Raw genomic sequence first — 20,654 nt, 5'->3', positions numbered from 1 at the left:
CACTTCCGACAGCGCGCCCAGCGCGCCGGCGGCGAACACCGAATAGAGCAGGAACTGGCCGAGCGTGCCTGGCGATATCGAGCCTTCGAGCACGTCGCGCGAGCCGAACCACAGCACCGCCACGACGGACGAGAAGATGGTGAAAATGGCGAAGAAGGTTAAGAAGGAGCGCGCGAAGATCGAGGAGCGTGCCGCCTCGAAAGCAGCTTCCACCGCAGCCGAGAAATGCCCGGTGACCAGCTTCTCATTGGTGAAGGCCTGCAGCGTGCGCACCGCGCCGATCTGCTCGCTGGCATAGGCGGTGGCATCGGCCAGCGTATCCTGCGCCTGACGTGATTTGCGCCGCACCGAACGGCCGAAGGCGACCAGCGGCAGCACGATCACGGGTATTGCCGCGATGACCAGGCCGGACAGTTTCGGGCTGGTGATGACCATCATCCCCACCGCGCCAAGGCCGAGGATGACATTGCGCAGCGCCACCGAGGCCGTCGCTCCGACCGCCGACTTGACCTGCGTCGTGTCGGCGGCAAGCCGCGACACGATCTCGCCCGACTGGGCGGTGTCGAAGAAGGCAGGCGACAGCGTCGTCACATGGGCAAACACATCGCGCCTGATATCGGCGACGACGCGCTCGCCCAGCGTGATGACGAAATAGTAGCGGCCGGCCGATGCTGCCGCCAGCAGGGCGGCCATAGCCACCAGCGCTGCGAAATATTCGGCAATGAAGGTCGTGCTGGACGACGAGAAGCCATGATCGATCATGCGACGCACCGCCAGCGGCAGCGCCAACGTGGTTGCCGCCGCGATAACCAGCGAGATAATGGCGCCGACGACCAGCGTGCGGTAGTGCGTGATGTAGGGGAACAGGCGCCTGAGCGGCTTGAGCGAACGCCGGCGCTCGTCTGCGCTGGTGATTTGCGCCATCCCGATGTTTCCTCCAGCCGTCCTTGGGGTCTGCGCCTCAATATGCGCTTGCCGCGGCCTTGTGATTCAATTCCGGCTGATGTATAGGCTCGCCGACCGTTTTAGAAGCCGTGGCTCCTCAATAGCTGCGGCTTCGAGTTTTAAAAAGGGGCGCATCGACGCAGGCTTATGCCCGTCGCCAGCGCCGGCAAGCCAGGAACCGAACCATGAAGACCGACATCCATCCCGATTACCACACCATCAAGGTCGTCATGACCGATGGCACCGAATACACGACCCGTTCGACCTGGGGCAAGGAAGGCGATACGATGAACCTCGATATCGACCCGACCACCCACCCGGCTTGGACCGGCGGCCAGCAGACCCTGCTCGACCGCGGCGGCCGCCTGTCGAAGTTCAAGAAGCGTTTCGAAGGTTTCGGCATCTAATTGCATGTCGCCCAAAAGTGCGAAGCGGTTTTGGGATAACGACTTGCATCAAGTAAGAACTTAAGCCAAACGAGCTTTCACAGATCGAAAACCCGCCCTGTGGCGGGTTTTTTGTTGCGGCGCGGTCCTACTCGGCCAGCAATTCCCTTAACGCCATGCGCTTGTAGGCGGCGACCAGCCTGTCGCCCTCCTGCCGCTCAACCGAGATCGCCAGCCGCATGGCGGCCTCGCCCATCTGCCAGACCAGAAACGCCGTGGTTTCCAGTGTCGCCGGATCGGCTGCCGGCCGCAGCCGTTTCAGCACCGCGCTGAGGAATTCGGCGTTGGCACGGCTGTCGGCGAGTTCGAGCTGGCGCAGCGCCTTGTCAGCCTGCGTGCCCGACCAGATGTCGCGGATCACCGGCTCGGCCAGGAACAGCCGGTAATAGATGTCGACCAACTCTGAAAACGCGGACTGCAGGCCTTCGGCGTCGCTGATGCCAGCCAGTGCTGCCGAAATGCAGGACTGGCTTTCGGCGGTGTAGCGCTCGGCCAGCGCCCAGATGATCGCCCGCTTGTCCGGAAAGAACTGGTAGAGCGACCCGATCGACACCCCAGCGCGCTCCGCCACCTCACCCATGCGCATGGCATCGCTGCCTTGCTCGGCGATCAGCGCCGAGGCAGCCGCCAGCATGCGCTCGACCCGCTCGCGGCTGCGCTGCTGGCTCGGCGCCCGACGCGGTGAAGCAGCCTGCTTCTGTGCGGAAACGGGGGTTGCCGCGTCTTCCATACCTGACTCCAAATGCCGCCAAAATCACTTGACTCGAAAAATACGAGGGTTTATCACGTTTTGCAAATGTGAGGATTAATCACGTTTATGCGGAGGAAAGCACAATGGGCATCTGGAGCAACTGACATGATCGCGAAACTTCTTCCCACTCTCATCTTCATTGCCGCACTTGGCTCAGGCGTCGTCGGCGGCGTCTTCTTTGCTTTCTCCAGCTTCGTCATGCCGGGCCTCGCCCGCATGCCAGCCGCAAGCGGCATTGCCGCGATGAATTCCATCAACGTCACAGCGGTGACGCCGCTGTTCATGACAGCACTGTTCGGCACGGCTCTCGTCTGCATCGTTGTCGCCATCGGTGCGGTGATCGGCTGGAACCAGCCAGGCTCGCTCTGGCTGGTTGCCGGCAGCCTGCTCTATCTCATCGGCATCGTGGTGGTGACGATGATCTTCAACGTCCCGCTCAACGATGCGCTCGCCGCCCTCGATCCGGCCAGCAGCAATGGCGCAAGCCTGTGGTCGCGCTACCTCGACGAGTGGGTGATGTGGAACCATGTCCGCACCATCAGCGGCATAGCCGCGCTGGCATCCTTCTGGTTCGCCGCGCGTTGAAAAGGATGGATGGAGCCACCGATGAAGGATCAATATTCGAATATGGCCTTCGGCATGGCAATCGGAGTTGGTGTCGGTGCCGCGGTCGGCACCGCTCTGGATGACCTTCCGATGGGCGTCGCCGCGGGTATTGCGATTGGCGCCGCCTTCGGAGCGTGGCGACGCAAGTGACGGCAGCGCCGGCGGCCTCTACGCCTTTGTCTTCCGATCGGAATGACCGAGGTCGCGGTCCGGATCAATGACATCGCGGACCAGTTGCTTCAGCTTGGCCGCGTCCGGAAAACCGCCGTCGCGCTTGCGATCCCAGACAAGCACGTCATTGCAGGAAATGGTGAAGATGCCGCCGGTGCCCGGCACCAGCGTTACTTCGCCGAGGTCCGTGCCGAAGGTCGACAGCAGCTCCTGCGCCATCCAGCCGGCGCGCAACAGCCATTGGCACTGCGTGCAGTAGGTGATGCGGATGGCGGGGAGCACTCTCTCGCTCATGCCGGGCTGAGCTCCGCTCATGCCGCGCTGAGCTTGGCCATGGTCTCGTCGTCGACTTCGAAGTTGGCGTAGACGCTCTGCACGTCGTCGTCGTCCTCGAGCGTGGCGACCAGTTTCATCAGCGACTGTGCCCGCTCCTCGTCGACCGGAACGTTGTTCTGCGGCCGCCAGATCAGCTTCACCGATTCTGCCTCGCCGAGCGAGGTTTCCAGAGCCTTCGACACCTCACCGAGATTCTCGAAGGCGCAATAGATGGTGTGGCCTTCCTCGTCGGTTTCCACGTCGTCGGCGCCGGCTTCGATTGCCGCTTCCATGACCTTGTCGGCGCTGCCGGCCGATGCCGGATAATAGATCTCGCCGACGCGGTCCCACATGAAGGAAACCGAGCCCGTTTCGCCCATCGCGCCGCCGGCCTTGGTGAAGGCAGCACGCACATTGGACGCCGAGCGGTTGCGGTTGTCGGTCAGCGCCTCGACAATGACAGCGACGCCGCCCGGGCCATAGCCCTCATAGCGCACGGCTTCGTAATTCTCGGCATCGCCCATCGAGGCCTTGTTGACGGCGCGCTGGATGTTGTCCTTCGGCATCGACACCGCCTTGGCGTTCTGGATCGCCAGGCGCAAGCGCGGGTTCATCGATGGATCGGGCGTCCCGCTCTTGGCGGCGACGGTGATTTCGCGCGCCAGCTTGGAAAACATTTTAGACCGCACCGCATCCTGGCGGCCCTTGCGGTGCATGATGTTCTTGAACTGTGAATGGCCAGCCATGGCACCCCTGTCGTCTTCTCGGCTAGAGCATCGCGAAGCGAAGTGATCTGACCTCGTCTTCCGCAATGCCCGAATTCAAAATTTCAGAGCGTCCCAGGTGCACCTCTTGGAAGCACGGCGTTCTCTGTCGGAATGGCCGGCTTATAGATAAATCGGCTCAATTCGTCCAGCCGCACCGCGCATGCGGCGCAAGACGTGACCTGCTGCGGCCGCTCACGCCTCGAGGTCCGACTTCAGTCGGTCGATGATGCTGAGCGCATGGCCGGCATACTGGCTGATCCAGCGGTCGTGGATCTGCTTGATCGGCAGCGCGTTGAGATGGTTCCAGCGCTCGCGGCCGTCGCGCCGCGCAACGATCAGGTCGGCCTCCTCCAGCACCTTCAGATGCAGCATGACCGTGCAGCGATCGATATCGGGAAAGGCCTCGCACAGCATGCCGGTCGTCTTCGGCGCGTCCTTCAGCTGATCCAGCATTTCGCGCCGGCGCGGATGCGCCAGCGCCTTGAAAACATTGTCGTCTTGCGATCTGCTTGACATGTTATGTTTATATAACGTATCTTTGGACCGATCAAGGGAAGGAGCTGTGGATATGTCACTTGGATTCAGTGTTTCCGGACGCATCGGCAAGCCGGTCGCCGACGTCTTCGACGCAGTCGTCAATCCGAAGAAACTGAGCGGCTATTTCACCACGATCGGCGGCGCCAGCGCCCCGCTGGAAGCCGGCGCCGGCGTCGTCTGGTGGGGCAAGGTGCCGGTTGAGGTCGACGAAGTGGTCAAGGACCGCCGCATCGTGCTGCGCTGGGATGCCACCGATGAGGACGGCAAGCCGGCCTACAAAACCCGCATCGAGATGAACTTCGAACCGCTGGACGATGGCGGCACCTTCGTCACCATCGCCGAGAGCGGCTGGCAGGAAGGCGCGGTCGGCCTGAAGAAGTCCTACCTCAATTGCGAGGGCTGGTCGCAGATGCTGGCCTGCATGAAGGCCTATGTCGAGTACGGCATCAATTTGCGCGACGGTTACTACCGCAGCGAGATGAAAGGCGAACCCGCCAACGAGACCAATGTTTGAGCGACCCGACATCTGAGCAACCAGAAGGAAGAGGAGGCCTTTGCGATGAAGAAAGTAACGCCATTCCTGATGTTCGAGGGCAAGGCCGAAGAGGCAATGACCCTCTATTGCGAGACCATTCCCGGCAGCAGCGTCCTCGACGTCACGAATTACGGCCCCGGCGAAGACGGTCCGCAAGGAACGGTCAAACTAGCGCGGGTGTCGATCGCCGGCCTGGAAGTCATGGTCTTCAACAGCCCCGTCCACCATGCATTCACCTTCACGCCATCGGTGTCGCTGTATGTGGACTGTTCCTCCGAGGATGAACTGAACCGAATTGTCGAGACGCTGGGCAAGGATGGCGCGTTCCTGATGCCATCGGACAATTACGGCTTCAGCCGCCGTTTCGCATGGCTAAACGACAGGTTCGGGGTCTCCTGGCAGATCAATCTCGCATGACTGGTCTGTGCAAGGGCGACCACCCTGCTGCTCTTGCCTCAATGCCCGCCGCCCGGCTTCTTGCGCCGCCGCGCCAGCATGTTGAGCCCCTCGACCAATGCCGAAAAGCCCATCGCCGCATAGATGTAGCCCTTGGGCACATGGTAGCCCATGCCGTCGGCGATCAGTGTCATGCCGATCATCAAAAGGAAGCCCAGCGCCAGCATGACAATGCTCGGGTTTTTGGCGATGAAGTTGGCCAGCGGCCCGGCCGCCAGCATCATCACGCTCACCGCCACGATCACGGCGATGTACATGATGGCGATCTCGTCGGTCATGCCGACGGCGGTGATGATCGAATCGATCGAGAAGACCAGGTCGAGCAGCAGGATCTGGAAGATCGCGCCGGCGAGGCTGATCTGCAGCGTCTCGCCCATCATCGTATCCTTGTGGTCGTCGGGATCGACCGTGTGATGGATCTCCTTGGTCGCCTTCCAGACCAGGAACAGGCCGCCGGCGATCAGGATCAGGTCGCGCCAGGAAAAACCATGGCCGAAGGCCGTGAATACCGGCGTGGTCAGCTGGACGATGATCGAAATGGTGGCCAGCAGCACCAGCCGCATGATCAGCGCCGCCGAGATGCCGAGCCGGCGGGCACGGGCCCGTTGTGCTTCCGGCAGCTTGTTGGTCAGGATCGAGATGAAGATCAGATTGTCGATGCCGAGCACGACCTCGAGCACAATCAGCGTCAGCAGCGCGACCCAGGCGGTTGGATCGGACACAAATTGAAAATGCGGCGCCAGGAATTCGATGAGCTGCATGGAGGTCGTCCCCTCTTTTAACGATCTAGAGCAGTGTCGCCGGCAGTTAGGTACTAAGCGTGCCTATATCAATGTCATGACCAGAAGGACGGTGCGGTTTCCTCCAGCCGCGGGCCGCGACGAAACGGCGCGATCCGCTCGGTCAGCCCGGTGCGGTCGGAAATATCGACGCCGACGCCGCACAAGGTCGCCGGTCCGGTCGCCGCTTCGAAGCGGCCTTTCGGCACTTTCGACAGGAACCGGTTGAGCGGCTCCTCCTTGTCCATGCCGAGCGAGGAATCATAGTCGCCGCACATGCCGGCGTCGGACATATAACCGGTGCCGCCATTGAGGATCTGGTGATCGCCGGTCGGCTGGTGGGTATGGGTGCCGACGACGAGGCTGGCACGGCCGTCGACGAAATGCGCGAAGCACATCTTTTCCGAGGTCGCCTCGGCGTGGAAGTCGATGATCACGGCATCCGCCTGCTCGCCGAGCGGACAGGCGGCAAGCTCGCGTTCGCCGGCCTGGAAGGGATCGTCGAGTTCGGGATGCATGAACACCCGGCCCATGATGTTGGCGACCAGCACGCGCGCGCCGCTCCTGGCGATGTAGACGCCGGAGCCGCGCCCGGGCGTGCCCTTGGGAAAGTTCGAGGGGCGCAGGAAGCGCTCTTCGCGCGGCGCGAAGGCGAGTGCGTCGCGCTGGTCCCAGACATGGTTGCCGGTTGTGACGACATCCGCACCGGCCGCGATCGTCTCGCGAAAGATATCTTCGGTGATGCCGAAGCCGCCGGCGGCGTTCTCACCGTTGACGATGACGAAATCGAGTTTGAAGTCGGAGATCAAGCCGGGCAGTTGTTCCCACACCGCCGTCCGTCCCGTCTTTCCAACCATGTCACCGAGGAAGAGAAGTCTCATATGATCCCGCACCGAAGGTCAGCGAAGCAAAAGCTGCATGACGTCTGTGAAAGATCATGCGTCCTTTTATCTACAATTTTGACGCGAAGCGGCGCAACCCGCTCTCGGTCAGTATTTCCGGAATGACGACGTCATGTTCCTCATCCGGCACCATTGCCACCTCCTGGCAGTCGAAGGCGATGCCGACCAGCCGCGGCGGCTGTCCCTTGTCGATCAGCTTGGCGATGGCGCGGTCGTAATAGCCGGCACCATAGCCGATGCGATGGCCGCGCGCATCGAAGGCGGCGAGCGGCACCAGCATCACCGAGGGGTCGAGCACTTCTGCTTCTTCATGCGGGCCGACCGTGCCGAAACCCATCTCGACCATCGGCGCGCCGCGCACCAGTTCGCGAAAGACGATCGTGGTTTTGTCGAGAATGGCCGGCAGGCAAAGCCGCGCGCCCCTTTCGCGCAAGGCAAACATCAGCGGCCTGACGTCGACTTCCGAGCGCATCGGCCAGAAGCCGGAAACGATCTGGCCCGGCTCAATGTGGAGGTGATCGCGTGCCGTCTCTGCCATTTCAAGCGCGACCTCCACCCGCCAGAATTCGTCGAGCGCATCGCGGCGTCCGAGGGCCTCGCGGCGAAGCTGCTTTTTGAGGTCTTTGAGAGAGGTCATGCAGTCAGGGTAGAAAAGGTCAGATCTGGATGGAGTGTTGGGAGCGACGTTTTCCACCGCAATCATCCACCGAAATGCGGGACGCGTGGCAATAAGTGACGATCCACACAACCGGTGGAGAGAGCGATCCCGGGAACCTACAAAGTAGGTGGGCGCCGTGTGAGAAAACCCACGGGTCTTCCCAGGGACAGCTCCCTAAGGATCGTTAAGGCCCCGGGGAAAATGTTCTCCTGCCGGGAAGCACAGACCGTCCCGCCCAATATAGGCTGCCGGCCGGCTAAGCGCCAGTGAGACGGGCACTCTTTCCGTGTTGGTTCAGGCCCTCGCGCCGCCAACACCTCACCCTTGCACAGGCACGGCCTCGTCCTTACGGTCGCGATGACCAACCGAGGAGCAAGAATGCGTTTCGAAGGCACGGCGGCCTATGTCGCCGACAAGGATCTGATGGTGGCCGTCAATGCGGCGATCGCGCTGGAGCGGCCCTTGCTGGTCAAGGGCGAGCCCGGCACCGGCAAGACGGAACTGGCCCGCCAGGTGGCGGCTGCACTCGGCCTCGACCTCATCGAATGGCACGTCAAGTCGACGACGCGGGCGCAGCAGGGCCTGTACGAATATGATGCCGTCTCGCGGCTGCGCGACAGCCAGTTGGGCGACGAGCGCTTCAACGACATCAGGAACTACATCAAGCGCGGCAAACTCTGGGAGGCTTTCGCCGCCGGCAAGAAGGTCGTGCTCTTGATCGACGAGATCGACAAGGCCGACATCGAATTCCCAAACGATCTCCTGCAGGAACTCGATCGGATGGAGTTCTTCGTCTACGAGACCGGCGAAACCATCCGCGCCGCCGTCAGGCCGATCGTCATCATCACCTCCAACGACGAGAAGGAGTTGCCGGACGCGTTCCTGCGCCGCTGCTTCTTCCATTACATCCGCTTTCCCGACGTCGACACGCTGCACAGAATCGTCGACGTCCACTATCCCGGCATCAAGCAGAACCTGGTTCGGGCAGCCCTCACCCAGTTCTACGAGATCCGCGAAGTGCCGGGGCTGAAGAAAAAACCGTCGACCTCCGAGGCGCTCGACTGGATCCGCCTGCTGGTCGCCGACGATATCGCGCCCGAGGATCTGCGCGCCGACCCGAAGAACGCGTTGCCCAAGCTGCATGGCGCATTGCTGAAGAACGAACAGGATGTCCATCTGTTCGAGCGGCTTGCCTTCATGGCGCGCAGGCAAGGGTGAGGCGCCGGGCACTTGCTACGATCGAGCTTCGCTTGCGCCCTGAGCACGATGACGGTCCCTTGCCTCTTGCGGCGCGACGTTTCTGGGGCCGAAGACGACGAAGCTGATGACGGCAAGGGCAAGAACGCCGATCCCGCTATAGAGCATGACCCAGCCAAAACCGTTGACCAAGGCGGCATGCGCAAGCGCGCCGGACGGGTCGAGGGTCGCCAGCCTGGGCGAATATTGGGAGAGGCCATCGAGATTTCCGGTGGCGATCTTTTCCGCCAACGCGCGCAATTCGTCCGGGTCAAGGGCCGTGCCCAATGCGGTTTTGAGATAGGAAGCAATTCCCTGCGTCAACAGCAGGCCCAGCACCGCGATGTTGATGGCGAGCGTGATCAGCCGCGCGCTGATATCGATGCCCGAAGCCATGCCGGCGCGATCCGGCGACACCGAACCCGTCGTGGTGTTGGTGGTCGGTGAGTTGGTGAGGCCGATACCGATACCGGCGATCAGCGTACCGGGCAGCATGGTCAGCCAGCTGGCTCCCTCAAGGCTCGAACCTATCCTCATGGCGATAAAGCCGACCCCCAATGTCAGCAACCCGAGCGGGATCGCCACCCGCGCCTGATAGCGGGCGCGCAGGCGCTCGGCGGTCGAGGACATCAGCATCAAGGGAAGCGTGTAGACGAGCAGCAGCAGGCCGGTCGTGGTGCTGTCGTAGCCGAGCACACCCGAAAAATAGATCGGCAGATACATGATGAACGGCCAATAGCTGAAATTCATGCCGATGCCGCCCATGATCGCTCCCGAAAATTGACGGATCCGGAACACCGAGAAATCGAACATCGGATAGGGGCTGATCTTCTCGGCAACGAGGAACGCGGCGAAGGCCAGCACGGCAGCACTTGCCACGCCGATGCGGGCACCAGAGCCGAGATCGGCCCCTTGCGTGATCAGATAGGAGAAGCCGAACACCGCGAACGAGAGCGTCAGGATACCGGCACGGTCAAGCTTCTGGGCATTGTGGTCGCGTGATTCGGTGACACCGGCACCGATGAAGACCAGCGCAAGGATGGCAAGCGGCACATGGATGAGGAACACCCACTGCCAGCTCGAGAACGCGACGATCAATCCACCGATGGCGGGACCAAAGCCAAGCCCGATCCCCGAGACGACGCTCCAGGCCACAAAAGCCTTGCCGCGTTCGCTGCCGTCCTGAAACTGGTGGGACAAGACGGCCACGCTGCAAGTGAACATCGCCCCTCCCGCCAGGCCTTGCAGGAAGCGTGCAATGATGAGGAGCGAAGCGCTCGGCGCGAGGCCGCACAGCAGTGAGGCCAGCCCGAAGGCGATGGTGGCGATCACCATCACCCGTTTGCGGCCGAAGCGGTCGGCCAGCGTTCCTGTCGCCATCAGCACCGTGGTGCAGGCAATGGTGTAGGCGTTCATGATCCATTGCAGATCCTTGAAGTCGGCGGCGAGCACGCTTTCCAGTTTCGGAAGGATCACCGGGACGCTGGAGATTTCGAGGCCGAACAGCAGCGAGGCAAGGCAGGCCCCGGCAAGCGCAACGGTGTTTCGGTCGATTTGAAACGTCATGTCGATCACTTTCTGTCGAAGCATTCTGGAACCGGGCTGGCTCTTCAAACTGCGGTCGAGATGACATAGACGAGGCTTTACTATGAAAAAAGACTATGCATTTCTATTTCAGAGATAACAAAATGGAATGACGGAGATGGCCAGTCTCGATGTCGATGCCGTGCGCACTTTCGTCATGGTGGCCGACCTGCAGAGCTTCACCCGGGCGGCTGCAGCACTTGGCAGCACCCAGGCGACGATCAGCGTCAAGTTGCGGCGGCTCGAGGAAAAGCTCGGCGCACGTTTGATCGAACGAACCCCGCGCCGCGTGGCACTGTCGGAAAGGGGGGCTGTCTTCCTGCCCGTGGCCCGCGAATTCCTTGCCGCCCATGAACGCGCCGTCGCGGAATTTTCCGCGGCGCCATGTCGGCTTGCGCTCGGCTTCGTCGATCATGTCGCGGGGCCTGAGCTTTCCACGCTGATCGCCCAGCTTCATGCCCACGATCCGTCGCTCGCGCTCAACATACGGATCGATACCAGCTCCATGCTGGAAGAAGCTTTCGATCGCGGCGAACTCGATGCGGTGATTGTGCACCAGGAAGATGACAGTCGACGCGGTGAAGCTTTGTCGCGCACCCACTATGGCTGGTTCGCGGCACCTGGCTTCGAATGGCGACCAGGCACGCCCCTGCGCCTGGCTCTTTTAAGCACCAGATGCAATTGCCCGGACCGTATGAGAGCGGTCGAAGCGCTGGACCGGGCAGGCATCGCCTGGAATGAGGCTTTCGTCGGCGGCGGCGGCGCTGCCGCCAACATCGCGGTATCGGCGGGCTTTGCCCTTTCCGCCCTCGCTTACCGGGTTGTGCCCCCGGGCTTGATCGAGGTGGGCCGCAAACTCGGCCTGCCACCAATTCCCCCGTCCGAGATCGTTTTGCAGTCGCACGCTCTGCCGCCGCGGGCGCGGGAGGCGCTGCACATGCTCGCGACCGCTTTTCGCGAATATAATTCGCCTGCCGAATAGGCAAGGGTGTTCCTGATCCCGATTCTATTGGTATGGATCGGGTTCCAGACTTCAGAGGGAACGAAATGTCCGAGATAATCGTCCGCCCGCTCGCGCAGTCCGACCACGCCGATTGGCGGCGCCTGTGGACCGACTATCTCACCTTCTATGAGACGAAGCTGCCGGAAGAGGTCTACGCCGTCACCTGGAAGCGGCTGTTCACTCCGGGCGAATTCGAGCCAAAAGGCTTCATCGCCACACTGGACGGCAAGGCGGTCGGTCTCACGCACTTCCTGTACCACCGCTCCGGCTGGTCGGAGAAAAACAACTGCTATCTGCAGGATTTGTTCGCCGACCCGGATGTGCGCGGCAAGGGGATCGGCGCCGCCCTTATCAACGCAGTGAAGGAAGAGGCGGCAAAGATCGGCGTCAAGAATGTCTACTGGATGACGCACGAGACCAACGCCACCGCGCGCAAGCTTTACGACCACGTCGCCCGCCGCACGGGCTTCATCGAGTATGATTTGCTGTAACCGGCCATGTTCATCCCCTTCTTCCTTGAACTGAAGGCTGCACGCGTTCCCGTCTCGCTCAGGGAATATCTGTCGCTGCTCGAAGGGCTGGAAGCCGGGTTGGTCGACTACGACGTCGAAGGTTTTTATTACCTCGCCCGCGCCGCCCTGGTGAAGGACGAGCGCCACATCGACCGCTTCGACCAGGTGTTCGCGCATGTCTTCAAGGGCATTGAAGCGCTGGGCGGACCGGACGCGCTGGACGTCGCCAATATCCCCGAGGAATGGTTGCGCCGCCTCGCCGAAAAGCACCTGACCGACGAGGAGAAAAAACTGGTCGAGGCGCTCGGCGGGTTCGAAAAGCTGATGGAGACTTTGAAACAGCGACTCGAGGAGCAAAAAGGTCGCCACCAGGGCGGCTCGAAATGGATCGGCACCGGCGGAACCTCGCCATTCGGCGCCTATGGCTACAATCCCGAAGGCGTGCGCATCGGCCAGCATGAAAGCCGCAACCGCCGCGCGGTGAAGGTCTGGGACAAGCGCGAGTTCAGGAATTTCGACGATGCCGTCGAACTCGGCACCCGCAACATCAAGATCGCGCTGAAACGCCTGCGTCGCTGGGTGCGCGAGGGCGCCGAGGAAGAGTTCGACCTGCCCGGAACCATCCACGCCACGGCCGAACACGGCTATCTCGACGTGCAGACGCGGCCAGAGCGGCGCAACGCGGTGAAGCTGTTGATGTTCTTCGATGTCGGCGGCTCGATGGACGACCACATCAAAAGCGTCGAGGAGCTGTTCTCGGCCGCCCGCGCCGAATTCCGCCAGCTCGAATATTTCTATTTCCACAACTGCCTCTATGAGGGCGTGTGGAAGGACAATCGCCGCAGGCATGCCGAGGTGATTCCGACCTTCGACCTGCTTCACAAATACGGTCCGGACTACAAGGTGATCGTCGTCGGCGACGCCTCGATGAGCCCTTACGAGATCGCTCACCCCGGCGGTTCGGTCGAGCACTGGAATCCGGAGGCGGGCAGCGTCTGGCTCGGCCGTCTGCTGCAGCAATGGCCGAACGCGGTATGGCTGAACCCCGAAGATCCCAAGAACTGGGGCTACACCCATTCGGTTGCGATGATCCGCGACATTTTCGGCGGCCGCATGTTCCCGCTGACGCTGGCCGGGCTGGAGGGCGCGACCAAGCAGCTTTCAAGAAAGCACTGAAAGACCGACAGGAGATCCGATGACCTGCTTCCTCTGCCTGCAATGCGGCGTCCAGTTCGCGGCGACAGAGACGCCGCCAGAACATTGCCCGATCTGCGAGGACGAGCGCCAATATGTGCGCTGGGAGGGCCAAGCGTGGATCACGCCGGAGGAACTTGCCGAAGGACACCGGCTTGTTATGAAGGACGATGCCGGCGTTCTCGGCTTCGGCATCGAGCCGCGCTTCGCCATCGGCCAACGGGCGCTGCTGGCGCAGACGCCGCACGGCAACGTGCTGTGGGACTGCGTTTCGATGGTCAGCGACGAGGCGGTGGCCGAGATCAACCGCCGCGGTGGCCTGGCGGCGATCGCCATCTCGCACTGCCACTATTATTCGGTGATGGCCAGTTGGAGCGAGGCGTTTGGCGGCGTGCCGATTTATCTCCATGCCGACGACCGCCAATGGATCATGCGACCGCACAAGGCGATCGTCAGTTGGGAAGGCGAGACGCTGGCCATAAACCCTTCGCTGACGCTCATCCGCTGCGGCGGCCACTTTGCCGGCGGTCAGGTGCTGCACTGGAAACGCGATGTCGGCGACGTCTTGCTGGCCGGCGATATCTTGCAGGTGACGCCGACGCGCCACCATGTCAGCTTCATGTACAGCTATCCGAACTACATTCCGCTCAATGCAGCGGCCGTGCGCCGCATCGCGGCGGCACTGGAGCCATTCGCGTTCGACCATATCTATGGTGCATGGTGGAACCAGAATGTCATCGGGGGCGCAAAAGCGGCGTTCGCTGCTTCGGTCGATCGCTATCTCAGGGCGATCGCATAAAGATCACGATCGAAAATGCGGGCAAATCGCGTAACAAATGCCTATCTTGGTGCGAATATGAGGTTGCAATCCGCGCATGGTCCCGAACCTCCGGTTCGGAAAGGATCATGCGCAAAACCAAAGTACTACAGCGTCCTTTGCGCGTCCGATGGGCGCGCGGCGCTGTAGTGGCGAGCCGGCAAGGCTGAGGAGATCGAATGGACACCCACACCTACCCTGTAACCCGCACCGACGCCGAATGGCGCGCCCGGCTGACGCCGGAGCAGTATGCCGTCATGCGCGGCCACGGCACCGAGCGGCCGGGAAGTTGCGCTTTGCTCTACGAGAAGCGCGCCGGCACCTTTTCCTGCGTCGGCTGCGACCAGCCTTTGTTTGAATCCAAGCTGAAGTTCGAGAGCGGCACCGGCTGGCCGAGCTTCAACGACCCGGTGCCGGGTTCGGTCGAAAACACCGTCGACCGCAGCTACGGCATGGTTCGCACCGAATGCCATTGCGCCCGCTGCGGCAGCCATCTCGGCCATGTCTTCGAGGACGGCCCGCCGCCGACCGGCCTGCGCTATTGCATCAACGGCGTGGCGCTGAAATTCGAGCCGGCGGCCTGAACCGAAATTCGATTGAATGAATGAAAAGGGCGGCTGCGGCCGCCCTTTTCATTGCCCCCCGGCCGAACCCGGCGAACGCGGTGGGCGCCCGTGTCCGCTCTCAGACCACGACCGTCAGGATCAGCCATAATGTGGCGCCGAGCGTCATCAGTGAGGCCTTGGCGCCACCGGCCTTTTCCGTGGTTCGCCATACGGAAAAGGTCAGAAAGAGGTTGTAGGGCACCGGTGCGAAATGCACCGCCAGAACCAGCGCCAGCGGCAGCTTCAGTCCGAGCAGGACGATCGCGGCCACCAGAGATGCGACGTTGAGCGCCGTGCCGACAAGAACAAGGTCGCGCCAGAACAGCCGGTCGAGCGGCACCTGGCCTTGCCAGCGTGAGCGGAAAAAGGAGCCGATACCCTCTGGCAACACCGGATGTCTATCCCTGCCTCAGGACTTCGGTTACCGCGCGCTCGAAACGCGAACATTCGGTCACCAGCCAGTCGGCCATGGCTGGCCAGTTGTCCTCGGCATAGCAGTTCACCCGCCACATCGAATTGATGCCGAGATCCTCGCAACTCTGTTCCGGCCTGAGCTTCAGCCGGGCTTCGATATCAGGCTGGAACGGTTTCAACCGCGACCACGCTTGCGTGGCGCCGAACTTCTCGTTGCGGCCGAAGAAGACGCCGACCTGGCTCTGCGCCGGCGCGACATACATGGAAAGGACCAAGGCGAAATCGGGCAGCCCGCGCTGCCAGAACCAGGGTCCGCGCCTCGCCATCAGAGCCCTTTCTTCCGGATGCCGCTCGGCGAACAGCGTCCAGAAGCCGCGCTGGCGGAATTCAGAGGCGCGGCGGGCGCCGAAGTCGAATTCGCTCATGGCTCGATGCTCGCTCCGGCATCATGCTCGGCCGGAGACTGTTTCGAAATTCGCTCCGGCGAGTCATATGGTGGTGGTTTCGAGAACCGGAGCGGAGCGTACTTAAAGTACGTGAGCTCAGTTCTACTGCATTGCAGTAGAACTAGGGAAGCGCAGAAAACGCCACCAGATGGCCGCCGGAGTAGAATTTCCAGACGGTCTCTACACCATGCCGAGTGCGGCCTTGTACAGATCGAGGATGGTTTCCTCTTCCTGACGCTCGGCCTGGTCCTTCTTGCGCAGCCGGATGATCGTGCGCATCGCCTTGGTGTCGAAGCCTGTGCCCTTGGCCTCGGCGAACACTTCCTTGATGTCGTCGGAAATGGTCTTCTTCTCTTCCTCGAGCCGCTCTATGCGCTCGATGAAGGCACGCAGCTGGCCGGCGGCAACAGTCTGGCTGGTATCGGTGATATCGTCGGCCATATTTTTCTCCACATCGTTTCTGCGCCGCGACTCGGGATGCATGCAGCGGCGAATTGAGCGGGCTCGATGCCCGACCGCCGGCGGCGGGTCAAGCTGTTATCGATGATCGAACTGACGCTGCCGCCACGATGCGGACAGCGATCCCCCAGGAAGGTATCAATTAGCTGAAAGCGATCAGCAGATCCTTGGCATCGATCTGGTCGCCTGCCTTGACCAGCACCTCGGCGACCGTGCCGTCGCGCTCGGCATGCAGCGCCGTCTCCATCTTCATCGCTTCGATGGAAAGCAGCACGTCACCGGCCTTCACAGCCTGGCCGGCAGCCACCGAAAGCGCAGAAACGACGCCCGGCATCGGTGCGCCGACATGCGCCTCGTTGCCGGGTTCGGCCTTGCGGCGGGCCTTGGCGGCGGACGCGCCATGCGCCCGGTCGGGCACCTTGACACGGCGCGGCTGGCCGTTGAGCTCGAAGAACACGGTGACCATGCCCTTCTCGTCGACATCGCCGATGGCCAGGCACCGCACCACCAGCGTCTTGCCCTTCTCGATGTCGACGAAGATCTCGTCTTCCGGCTTCATGCCGTAGAAATACGTCGGCGTCGGCAGCACGCTGACCGGCCCATAGGTTTCCTGCGCGCCGGCGAAATCCGTGAACACCTTCGGATACATCAGCCACGAGGCGAATTCGAATTCCGACAGCTTGCGCTCGAGCTTCTCCTCGATTTCCTTGCGGTTGGCCTTGAGGTCGGCTGGCTTGAGCAGCGAGCCGGGCCGCACCGTGATCGGCTTGTCGCCTTTGAGCGCCTTCCTCTGCAGCGCCACCGGCCACCCGCCTGGCGACTGGCCGAGGTCGCCGCGCAGCATCGAGACGACCGAATCCGGGAAGGCGATATCCCTATCCGGGTTTTCGACATCGGCAACGGTCAGGTCCTGGCTGACCATCATCAATGCCATGTCGCCGACGACCTTGGACGACGGCGTCACCTTGACGATGTCGCCGAACATCAGATTGACGTCGTGATAGGTCTGCGCCACCTCGTGCCAGCGCGTCTCCAATCCGAGCGAGCGAGCCTGTTCCTTCAGATTGGTGAACTGGCCGCCCGGCATCTCGTGCAGATAGACTTCCGAGGCCGGCCCCTTGAGGTCGCTTTCGAAGGCGGCGTACTGGTTGCGCACCGCTTCCCAGTAGAACGAGATCTTCCTGATCCATTGCGGGTCGAGACCGGGGTCGCGTTCGGTGCCCTTCAGCGCCTCGACGAGTGAGCCAAGGCATGGCTGCGAGGTGTTGCCGGAGAAGGCATCCATCGCCGCGTCTATGGCGTCGACGCCGCTTTCCACCGCCGCCAGCACCGTCGCCGCCGACAGGCCCGACGTGTCGTGGGTGTGGAAATGGATCGGCAGGTCGGTCGCCTCGCGCAGCGCCTTGAACAGCACGCGTGCTGCGGAAGGCTTCAGCAGGCCGGCCATGTCCTTGACGGCGATGATGTGGGCGCCGGCCGCCTGCAATTCCCCGGCCAGGCCGACATAGTATTTGAGGTCGTATTTCGCCCGAGCCGGATCGAGGATATCGCCGGTGTAGCAGATCGCCGCTTCGATCAGCTTGCCCTCGGCTCCGACCGCATCCATGGCGACGCGCATGTTGTCGACCCAGTTCAGGCAATCGAAGACCCGGAACAGGTCGATGCCACCGCTTGCTGCCTGCTTGACGAAATGCTGCACGACATTGTCGGGATAGTTGGTGTAGCCGACGCCATTGGCACCGCGCAGCAGCATCTGCAACAGCAGATTGGGCGCCGCCTCGCGCACCAGCGACAGCCGCTCCCACGGATCCTCGGTGAGGAAGCGCATCGCGACGTCGAAGGTGGCGCCACCCCAGCATTCCAGCGATAGAAGCTGCGGCAAGGCACGCGCATAGGCACCGGCGATGCCGGCAATGTCATGCGTGCGCATGCGCGTCGCCAGCAGCGATTGATGGCCATCGCGCATCGTCGTGTCGGTGACCAGAACCTCCTTCTGATCGCGCATCCAGGCGGCGAACTTCTGCGGGCCCAGCACATCCAGCTTCTGCTTGCTGCCGCCGGGCACATTGCCGTTGAGGTAAGGCACCACGGGTGCCGCGGCGTCGGCCTTCGGCTGCGGCCGGCCGCGCGTCTCGGGATGGCCGTTGACGCTGACGTCGGCGAGATAGTTGATGAGCTTGGTGGCGCGGTCCTGGCGCTTGACCTGCTGGAACAGTTCCGGCGTCGTGTCGATGAACTTGGTCGTGTAGGAATTGTCGGCGAAGCTCGGATGGTTGATGATCGCTTCGAGGAAGGTCAAATTGGTGGCGACGCCGCGGATGCGGAACTCGCGCAGCGCCCGATTCATGCGGGCGATCGTCTCGGCCGGCGTCGGCGCCCACGCCGTCACCTTCTCCAGCAGCGGATCGTAGAAGCGGGTGATGACCGCGCCCGAATAAGCGGTGCCGCCGTCGAGGCGGATGCCGAAGCCCGTCGCGCCGCGATAGGCGGTGATGCGGCCGTAATCGGGGATGAAATTGTGCTCGGGATCTTCCGTGGTGATACGGCACTGCAGCGCGTGGCCGTTCAGCCTTATGTCCTTCTGCGCCGGCACGCCTGATTCCGGTGTGCCGATGGCAAAGCCGTCGAGGATATGGATCTGCGCCTTGACGATATCGATGCCGGTCACCTGCTCGGTGACGGTGTGCTCGACCTGGATGCGCGGGTTGACCTCGATGAAATAGAATTTGCCGGTGTCGGCATCCTGCAGGAACTCGACCGTGCCGGCGCCGATATAGCTGGTCTCGCGGGCGATCTTGAGCGCATGGCCGCAAAGCTCCTCGCGCTGCGACATTTCGAGATAGGGCGCCGGCGCCCGCTCGACGACCTTCTGGTTGCGGCGCTGGATCGAACAGTCGCGCTCGAACAGGTGCACGGCATTGCCATGGGTATCGCCCAGCACCTGCACCTCGACATGGCGGGCGCGTTCGATCAGCTTTTCGAGATAGACCTCGTCCTTGCCGAAGGCGGCTTTCGCCTCGCGCTTGCCTTCGGTGACTTCACGGGCAAGGTCGGCTTCGGCGCGGATGGCCCGCATGCCGCGGCCGCCGCCGCCCCATGATGCCTTCAGCATCACCGGATAGCCGATTTCCTTGGCTAGTGTCTTGACCGTCTCCATGTCATCCGGCAACGGATCGGTGGCGGGGATCACCGGCACGCCGACCTCGATGGCGAGATTGCGCGCCGCGACCTTGTTGCCGAGCCGCCGCATTGTGTCCGGCCTCGGCCCGATGAAGGTAATGCCGGCTTCGGCACAGGCGTCGGCGAATTCGGGACTTTCCGACAACAATCCGTAGCCGGGATGGATAGCATCGGCACCCGACAGCCTGGCGACGCGGATCACCTCCTCGATCGACAGATAGCTTTCGATCGGCCCCATGTCCTTGGTCAGATGCGGCCCGCGTCCGACCTGGTAGCTCTCGTCGGCCTTGAAGCGATGCAGAGAGTATTTGTCTTCCTCCGCCCAGATCGCCACGGTTTTGAGCCCGAGTTCGTTGGCCGCGCGGAAGACGCGAATGGCGATTTCGGACCGGTTGGCGACGAGGATCTTCGTGATGGCCAAGGACTGGGCTCCAGCGACGGAAGGAAGAGAAATCGGCGCAATGATTAGCGTGAAAATGCTGCAGTGCAAACGAAATTGACGCGCACTTAAACCGATTGAAATAGAAACATTGCGCCAAGGACCCTTCCCATTCCTCCGAACAGCTAAAAAAGAGCCGGCTTTCCGGTTAATGCACGATCATTGCCCGGCTAAGCATCGGCTCCATCGGCCGCCCCTGAACATGACGACGGCAAAAGAAAATGCCCGGCGCGAGGCGCCGGGCATCGGTAAATGGTCTGGAGACTGACGAGCTTACATCTTCTGGACGTAGGTGTACTTGCCGTCGTCGCCCTTCTTCCATTCGTACATGACGTAGCCGGGCAGCGTCGGATCGCCCTTGGCGTCATAGGACAGGTCGCCGAGAACGGTCTTGAAGGGGCCGTTTTCATGCAGCGCCTTGGCAACTGCCTGCGGGTCGTTCGACTTGGCAGCGGTCGCTGCTTCCGCGATCGCCTGCACGGCGGCGTAGGAGTAGAGCGTGTAGGCTTCCGGCTCGAAACCCTGCGCGCGGAACTTCTCGACGAGTTCCTTGTTGGCGGGGATCAGGCGCGGATCCGGGCCGAACGTGTTGAGCGTGCCCGCAACTGCGTCGCCAGCGATCGAAGCCAGTTCGTTCGACACGATGCCATCGCCGGAAACCAGCGTTGCCTTGAGGCCCTGGTCGGCCGCCTGACGGATGATCAGGCCGGCTTCGGTGTGCAGGCCGCCCCAATAGATGATGGAAACGCCGGCTTCCTTCATCTTGGCGATCAGCGCCGAGAAGTCCTTGTCGCCGACATTGATGCCTTCATACATGACTTCCGTCACGCCCTTGGCGTTCATCGCCTTCTTGGTTTCGTCGGCAAGGCCCTGACCGTAGGTGGTCTTGTCGTGAAC

General features: G+C 62.2%; 25 protein-coding genes and 1 other RNA gene. 11 read left to right on the top strand and 15 right to left on the bottom strand.

What is annotated here, in order from left to right; translation table 11 throughout:
• Window positions 1-924 (bottom strand): ABC transporter transmembrane domain-containing protein (locus ENZ74_RS03170; protein WP_245462646.1); only part of this gene is annotated, 924 nt, incomplete at its 3' end.
• A 206-nt stretch (window positions 925-1,130) separates the two neighbouring features.
• Here ENZ74_RS03170 and rpmE point away from each other — a divergent pair.
• Complete coding sequence (rpmE, locus tag ENZ74_RS03165; protein ID WP_013529118.1) at window positions 1,131-1,352, top strand: 50S ribosomal protein L31; 222 nt, start codon at window positions 1,131-1,133, stop codon at window positions 1,350-1,352.
• 127 nt (window positions 1,353-1,479) lie between these two features.
• Here rpmE and ENZ74_RS03160 read toward each other — a convergent pair whose 3' ends face one another.
• Window positions 1,480-2,121, bottom strand: coding sequence for a TetR/AcrR family transcriptional regulator (locus ENZ74_RS03160; protein ID WP_024502910.1), 642 nt, complete (start codon window positions 2,119-2,121; stop codon window positions 1,480-1,482).
• Window positions 2,122-2,247: 126 nt separating this feature from the next.
• Between ENZ74_RS03160 and ENZ74_RS03155 the strand changes: the two genes are divergently transcribed.
• Together ENZ74_RS03155 and ENZ74_RS03150 are read left to right on the top strand one after the other, a co-directional pair.
• Window positions 2,248-2,727 (top strand): anthrone oxygenase family protein, encoded by a 480-nt coding sequence (locus ENZ74_RS03155; protein WP_082826561.1) that lies wholly within the window; start codon window positions 2,248-2,250, stop codon window positions 2,725-2,727.
• 21 nt (window positions 2,728-2,748) lie between these two features.
• Entirely contained in the window at window positions 2,749-2,898 is a 150-nt protein-coding gene (locus tag ENZ74_RS03150; protein ID WP_082826704.1) for a hypothetical protein, read from the top strand.
• Window positions 2,899-2,916: 18 nt separating this feature from the next.
• On the opposite strand, the gene ENZ74_RS03145 is transcribed toward ENZ74_RS03150, so the two are convergent.
• The 3 genes from ENZ74_RS03145 to ENZ74_RS03135 all read right to left on the bottom strand — a co-directional run bounded on the left by ENZ74_RS03145 (window position 2,917) and on the right by ENZ74_RS03135 (window position 4,517).
• Entirely contained in the window at window positions 2,917-3,213 is a 297-nt protein-coding gene (locus ENZ74_RS03145) for a SelT/SelW/SelH family protein (protein ID WP_127224143.1), read from the bottom strand.
• Window positions 3,214-3,230: 17 nt separating this feature from the next.
• Window positions 3,231-3,980, bottom strand: a complete 750-nt coding sequence (locus ENZ74_RS03140) for a YebC/PmpR family DNA-binding transcriptional regulator (protein ID WP_013529113.1) — start codon at window positions 3,978-3,980, stop codon at window positions 3,231-3,233.
• 213 nt (window positions 3,981-4,193) lie between these two features.
• Window positions 4,194-4,517, bottom strand: coding sequence for a helix-turn-helix domain-containing protein (locus tag ENZ74_RS03135; RefSeq protein WP_024502907.1), 324 nt, complete (start codon window positions 4,515-4,517; stop codon window positions 4,194-4,196).
• 52 nt (window positions 4,518-4,569) lie between these two features.
• Between ENZ74_RS03135 and ENZ74_RS03130 the strand changes: the two genes are divergently transcribed.
• A complete protein-coding gene (locus ENZ74_RS03130) occupies window positions 4,570-5,052 on the top strand; it encodes an SRPBCC domain-containing protein (RefSeq protein ID WP_063169205.1) in 483 nt (160 codons plus the stop codon).
• A 45-nt stretch (window positions 5,053-5,097) separates the two neighbouring features.
• Complete coding sequence (locus ENZ74_RS03125; protein ID WP_063169206.1) at window positions 5,098-5,490, top strand: VOC family protein; 393 nt, start codon at window positions 5,098-5,100, stop codon at window positions 5,488-5,490.
• 38 nt (window positions 5,491-5,528) lie between these two features.
• Here the strand turns inward: ENZ74_RS03125 and ENZ74_RS03120 are convergent, their stop codons facing one another.
• The 4 genes from ENZ74_RS03120 to ssrS all read right to left on the bottom strand — a co-directional run bounded on the left by ENZ74_RS03120 (window position 5,529) and on the right by ssrS (window position 8,099).
• Window positions 5,529-6,290 carry a TerC family protein gene (locus ENZ74_RS03120; RefSeq protein WP_013529109.1) on the bottom strand — a complete coding sequence of 254 codons (762 nt, stop codon included), beginning with the start codon at window positions 6,288-6,290 and terminating at the stop codon, window positions 5,529-5,531.
• A gap of 74 nt (window positions 6,291-6,364) precedes the next feature.
• Window positions 6,365-7,189 (bottom strand): YmdB family metallophosphoesterase, encoded by an 825-nt coding sequence (locus ENZ74_RS03115; RefSeq protein WP_024502904.1) that lies wholly within the window; start codon window positions 7,187-7,189, stop codon window positions 6,365-6,367.
• A gap of 70 nt (window positions 7,190-7,259) precedes the next feature.
• A complete protein-coding gene (locus tag ENZ74_RS03110; RefSeq protein ID WP_024502903.1) occupies window positions 7,260-7,847 on the bottom strand; it encodes a 5-formyltetrahydrofolate cyclo-ligase in 588 nt (195 codons plus the stop codon).
• A gap of 96 nt (window positions 7,848-7,943) precedes the next feature.
• Window positions 7,944-8,099: non-coding RNA, 6S RNA (ssrS, locus tag ENZ74_RS03105), on the bottom strand.
• A 147-nt stretch (window positions 8,100-8,246) separates the two neighbouring features.
• On the opposite strand from ssrS, the gene ENZ74_RS03100 reads away from it, so the two are divergent.
• Window positions 8,247-9,086 carry a MoxR family ATPase gene (locus tag ENZ74_RS03100; RefSeq protein WP_063169207.1) on the top strand — a complete coding sequence of 280 codons (840 nt, stop codon included), beginning with the start codon at window positions 8,247-8,249 and terminating at the stop codon, window positions 9,084-9,086.
• Between the two features lie 15 nt (window positions 9,087-9,101).
• On the opposite strand, the gene ENZ74_RS03095 is transcribed toward ENZ74_RS03100, so the two are convergent.
• Entirely contained in the window at window positions 9,102-10,670 is a 1,569-nt protein-coding gene (locus tag ENZ74_RS03095) for an MFS transporter (RefSeq protein ID WP_063170360.1), read from the bottom strand.
• A gap of 136 nt (window positions 10,671-10,806) precedes the next feature.
• On the opposite strand from ENZ74_RS03095, the gene ENZ74_RS03090 reads away from it, so the two are divergent.
• The 5 genes from ENZ74_RS03090 (at window position 10,807) to msrB (ending at window position 14,798) form a co-directional block, all read left to right on the top strand.
• Entirely contained in the window at window positions 10,807-11,670 is an 864-nt protein-coding gene (locus ENZ74_RS03090; RefSeq protein WP_127312660.1) for a LysR family transcriptional regulator, read from the top strand.
• 65 nt (window positions 11,671-11,735) lie between these two features.
• Window positions 11,736-12,182, top strand: coding sequence for a GNAT family N-acetyltransferase (locus tag ENZ74_RS03085; protein ID WP_063169209.1), 447 nt, complete (start codon window positions 11,736-11,738; stop codon window positions 12,180-12,182).
• A 6-nt stretch (window positions 12,183-12,188) separates the two neighbouring features.
• Window positions 12,189-13,379 carry a VWA domain-containing protein gene (locus ENZ74_RS03080; RefSeq protein ID WP_063169210.1) on the top strand — a complete coding sequence of 397 codons (1,191 nt, stop codon included), beginning with the start codon at window positions 12,189-12,191 and terminating at the stop codon, window positions 13,377-13,379.
• Window positions 13,380-13,398: 19 nt separating this feature from the next.
• A complete protein-coding gene (locus ENZ74_RS03075) occupies window positions 13,399-14,196 on the top strand; it encodes a hypothetical protein (protein ID WP_063169211.1) in 798 nt (265 codons plus the stop codon).
• A gap of 197 nt (window positions 14,197-14,393) precedes the next feature.
• Entirely contained in the window at window positions 14,394-14,798 is a 405-nt protein-coding gene (gene msrB, locus ENZ74_RS03070) for a peptide-methionine (R)-S-oxide reductase MsrB (protein ID WP_013529102.1), read from the top strand.
• 100 nt (window positions 14,799-14,898) lie between these two features.
• Here the strand turns inward: msrB and ENZ74_RS03065 are convergent, their stop codons facing one another.
• From ENZ74_RS03065 to ENZ74_RS03045, 5 genes are all read right to left on the bottom strand, one after another.
• Complete coding sequence (locus tag ENZ74_RS03065) at window positions 14,899-15,210, bottom strand: hypothetical protein (protein ID WP_024502896.1); 312 nt, start codon at window positions 15,208-15,210, stop codon at window positions 14,899-14,901.
• Between the two features lie 7 nt (window positions 15,211-15,217).
• Window positions 15,218-15,658: a hypothetical protein gene (locus tag ENZ74_RS03060; protein ID WP_013529100.1), complete on the bottom strand. Its 441-nt coding sequence runs from the start codon at window positions 15,656-15,658 to the stop codon at window positions 15,218-15,220.
• Window positions 15,659-15,859: 201 nt separating this feature from the next.
• Window positions 15,860-16,120 carry a DUF2312 domain-containing protein gene (locus ENZ74_RS03055; RefSeq protein WP_013529099.1) on the bottom strand — a complete coding sequence of 87 codons (261 nt, stop codon included), beginning with the start codon at window positions 16,118-16,120 and terminating at the stop codon, window positions 15,860-15,862.
• 160 nt (window positions 16,121-16,280) lie between these two features.
• Window positions 16,281-19,739 (bottom strand): pyruvate carboxylase, encoded by a 3,459-nt coding sequence (gene pyc, locus ENZ74_RS03050; protein ID WP_063169212.1) that lies wholly within the window; start codon window positions 19,737-19,739, stop codon window positions 16,281-16,283.
• 291 nt (window positions 19,740-20,030) lie between these two features.
• The coding region (locus ENZ74_RS03045) for a branched-chain amino acid ABC transporter substrate-binding protein (protein ID WP_164760942.1) at window positions 20,031-20,654 on the bottom strand (624 nt) is incomplete at its 5' end.

It is taken from the genome of Mesorhizobium sp. M7A.F.Ca.CA.002.15.2.1 (assembly GCF_003998715.1).
GTDB lineage: Bacteria > Pseudomonadota > Alphaproteobacteria > Rhizobiales > Rhizobiaceae > Mesorhizobium > Mesorhizobium ciceri.
This window is presented reverse-complemented; position numbering and strand designations above follow the sequence as displayed.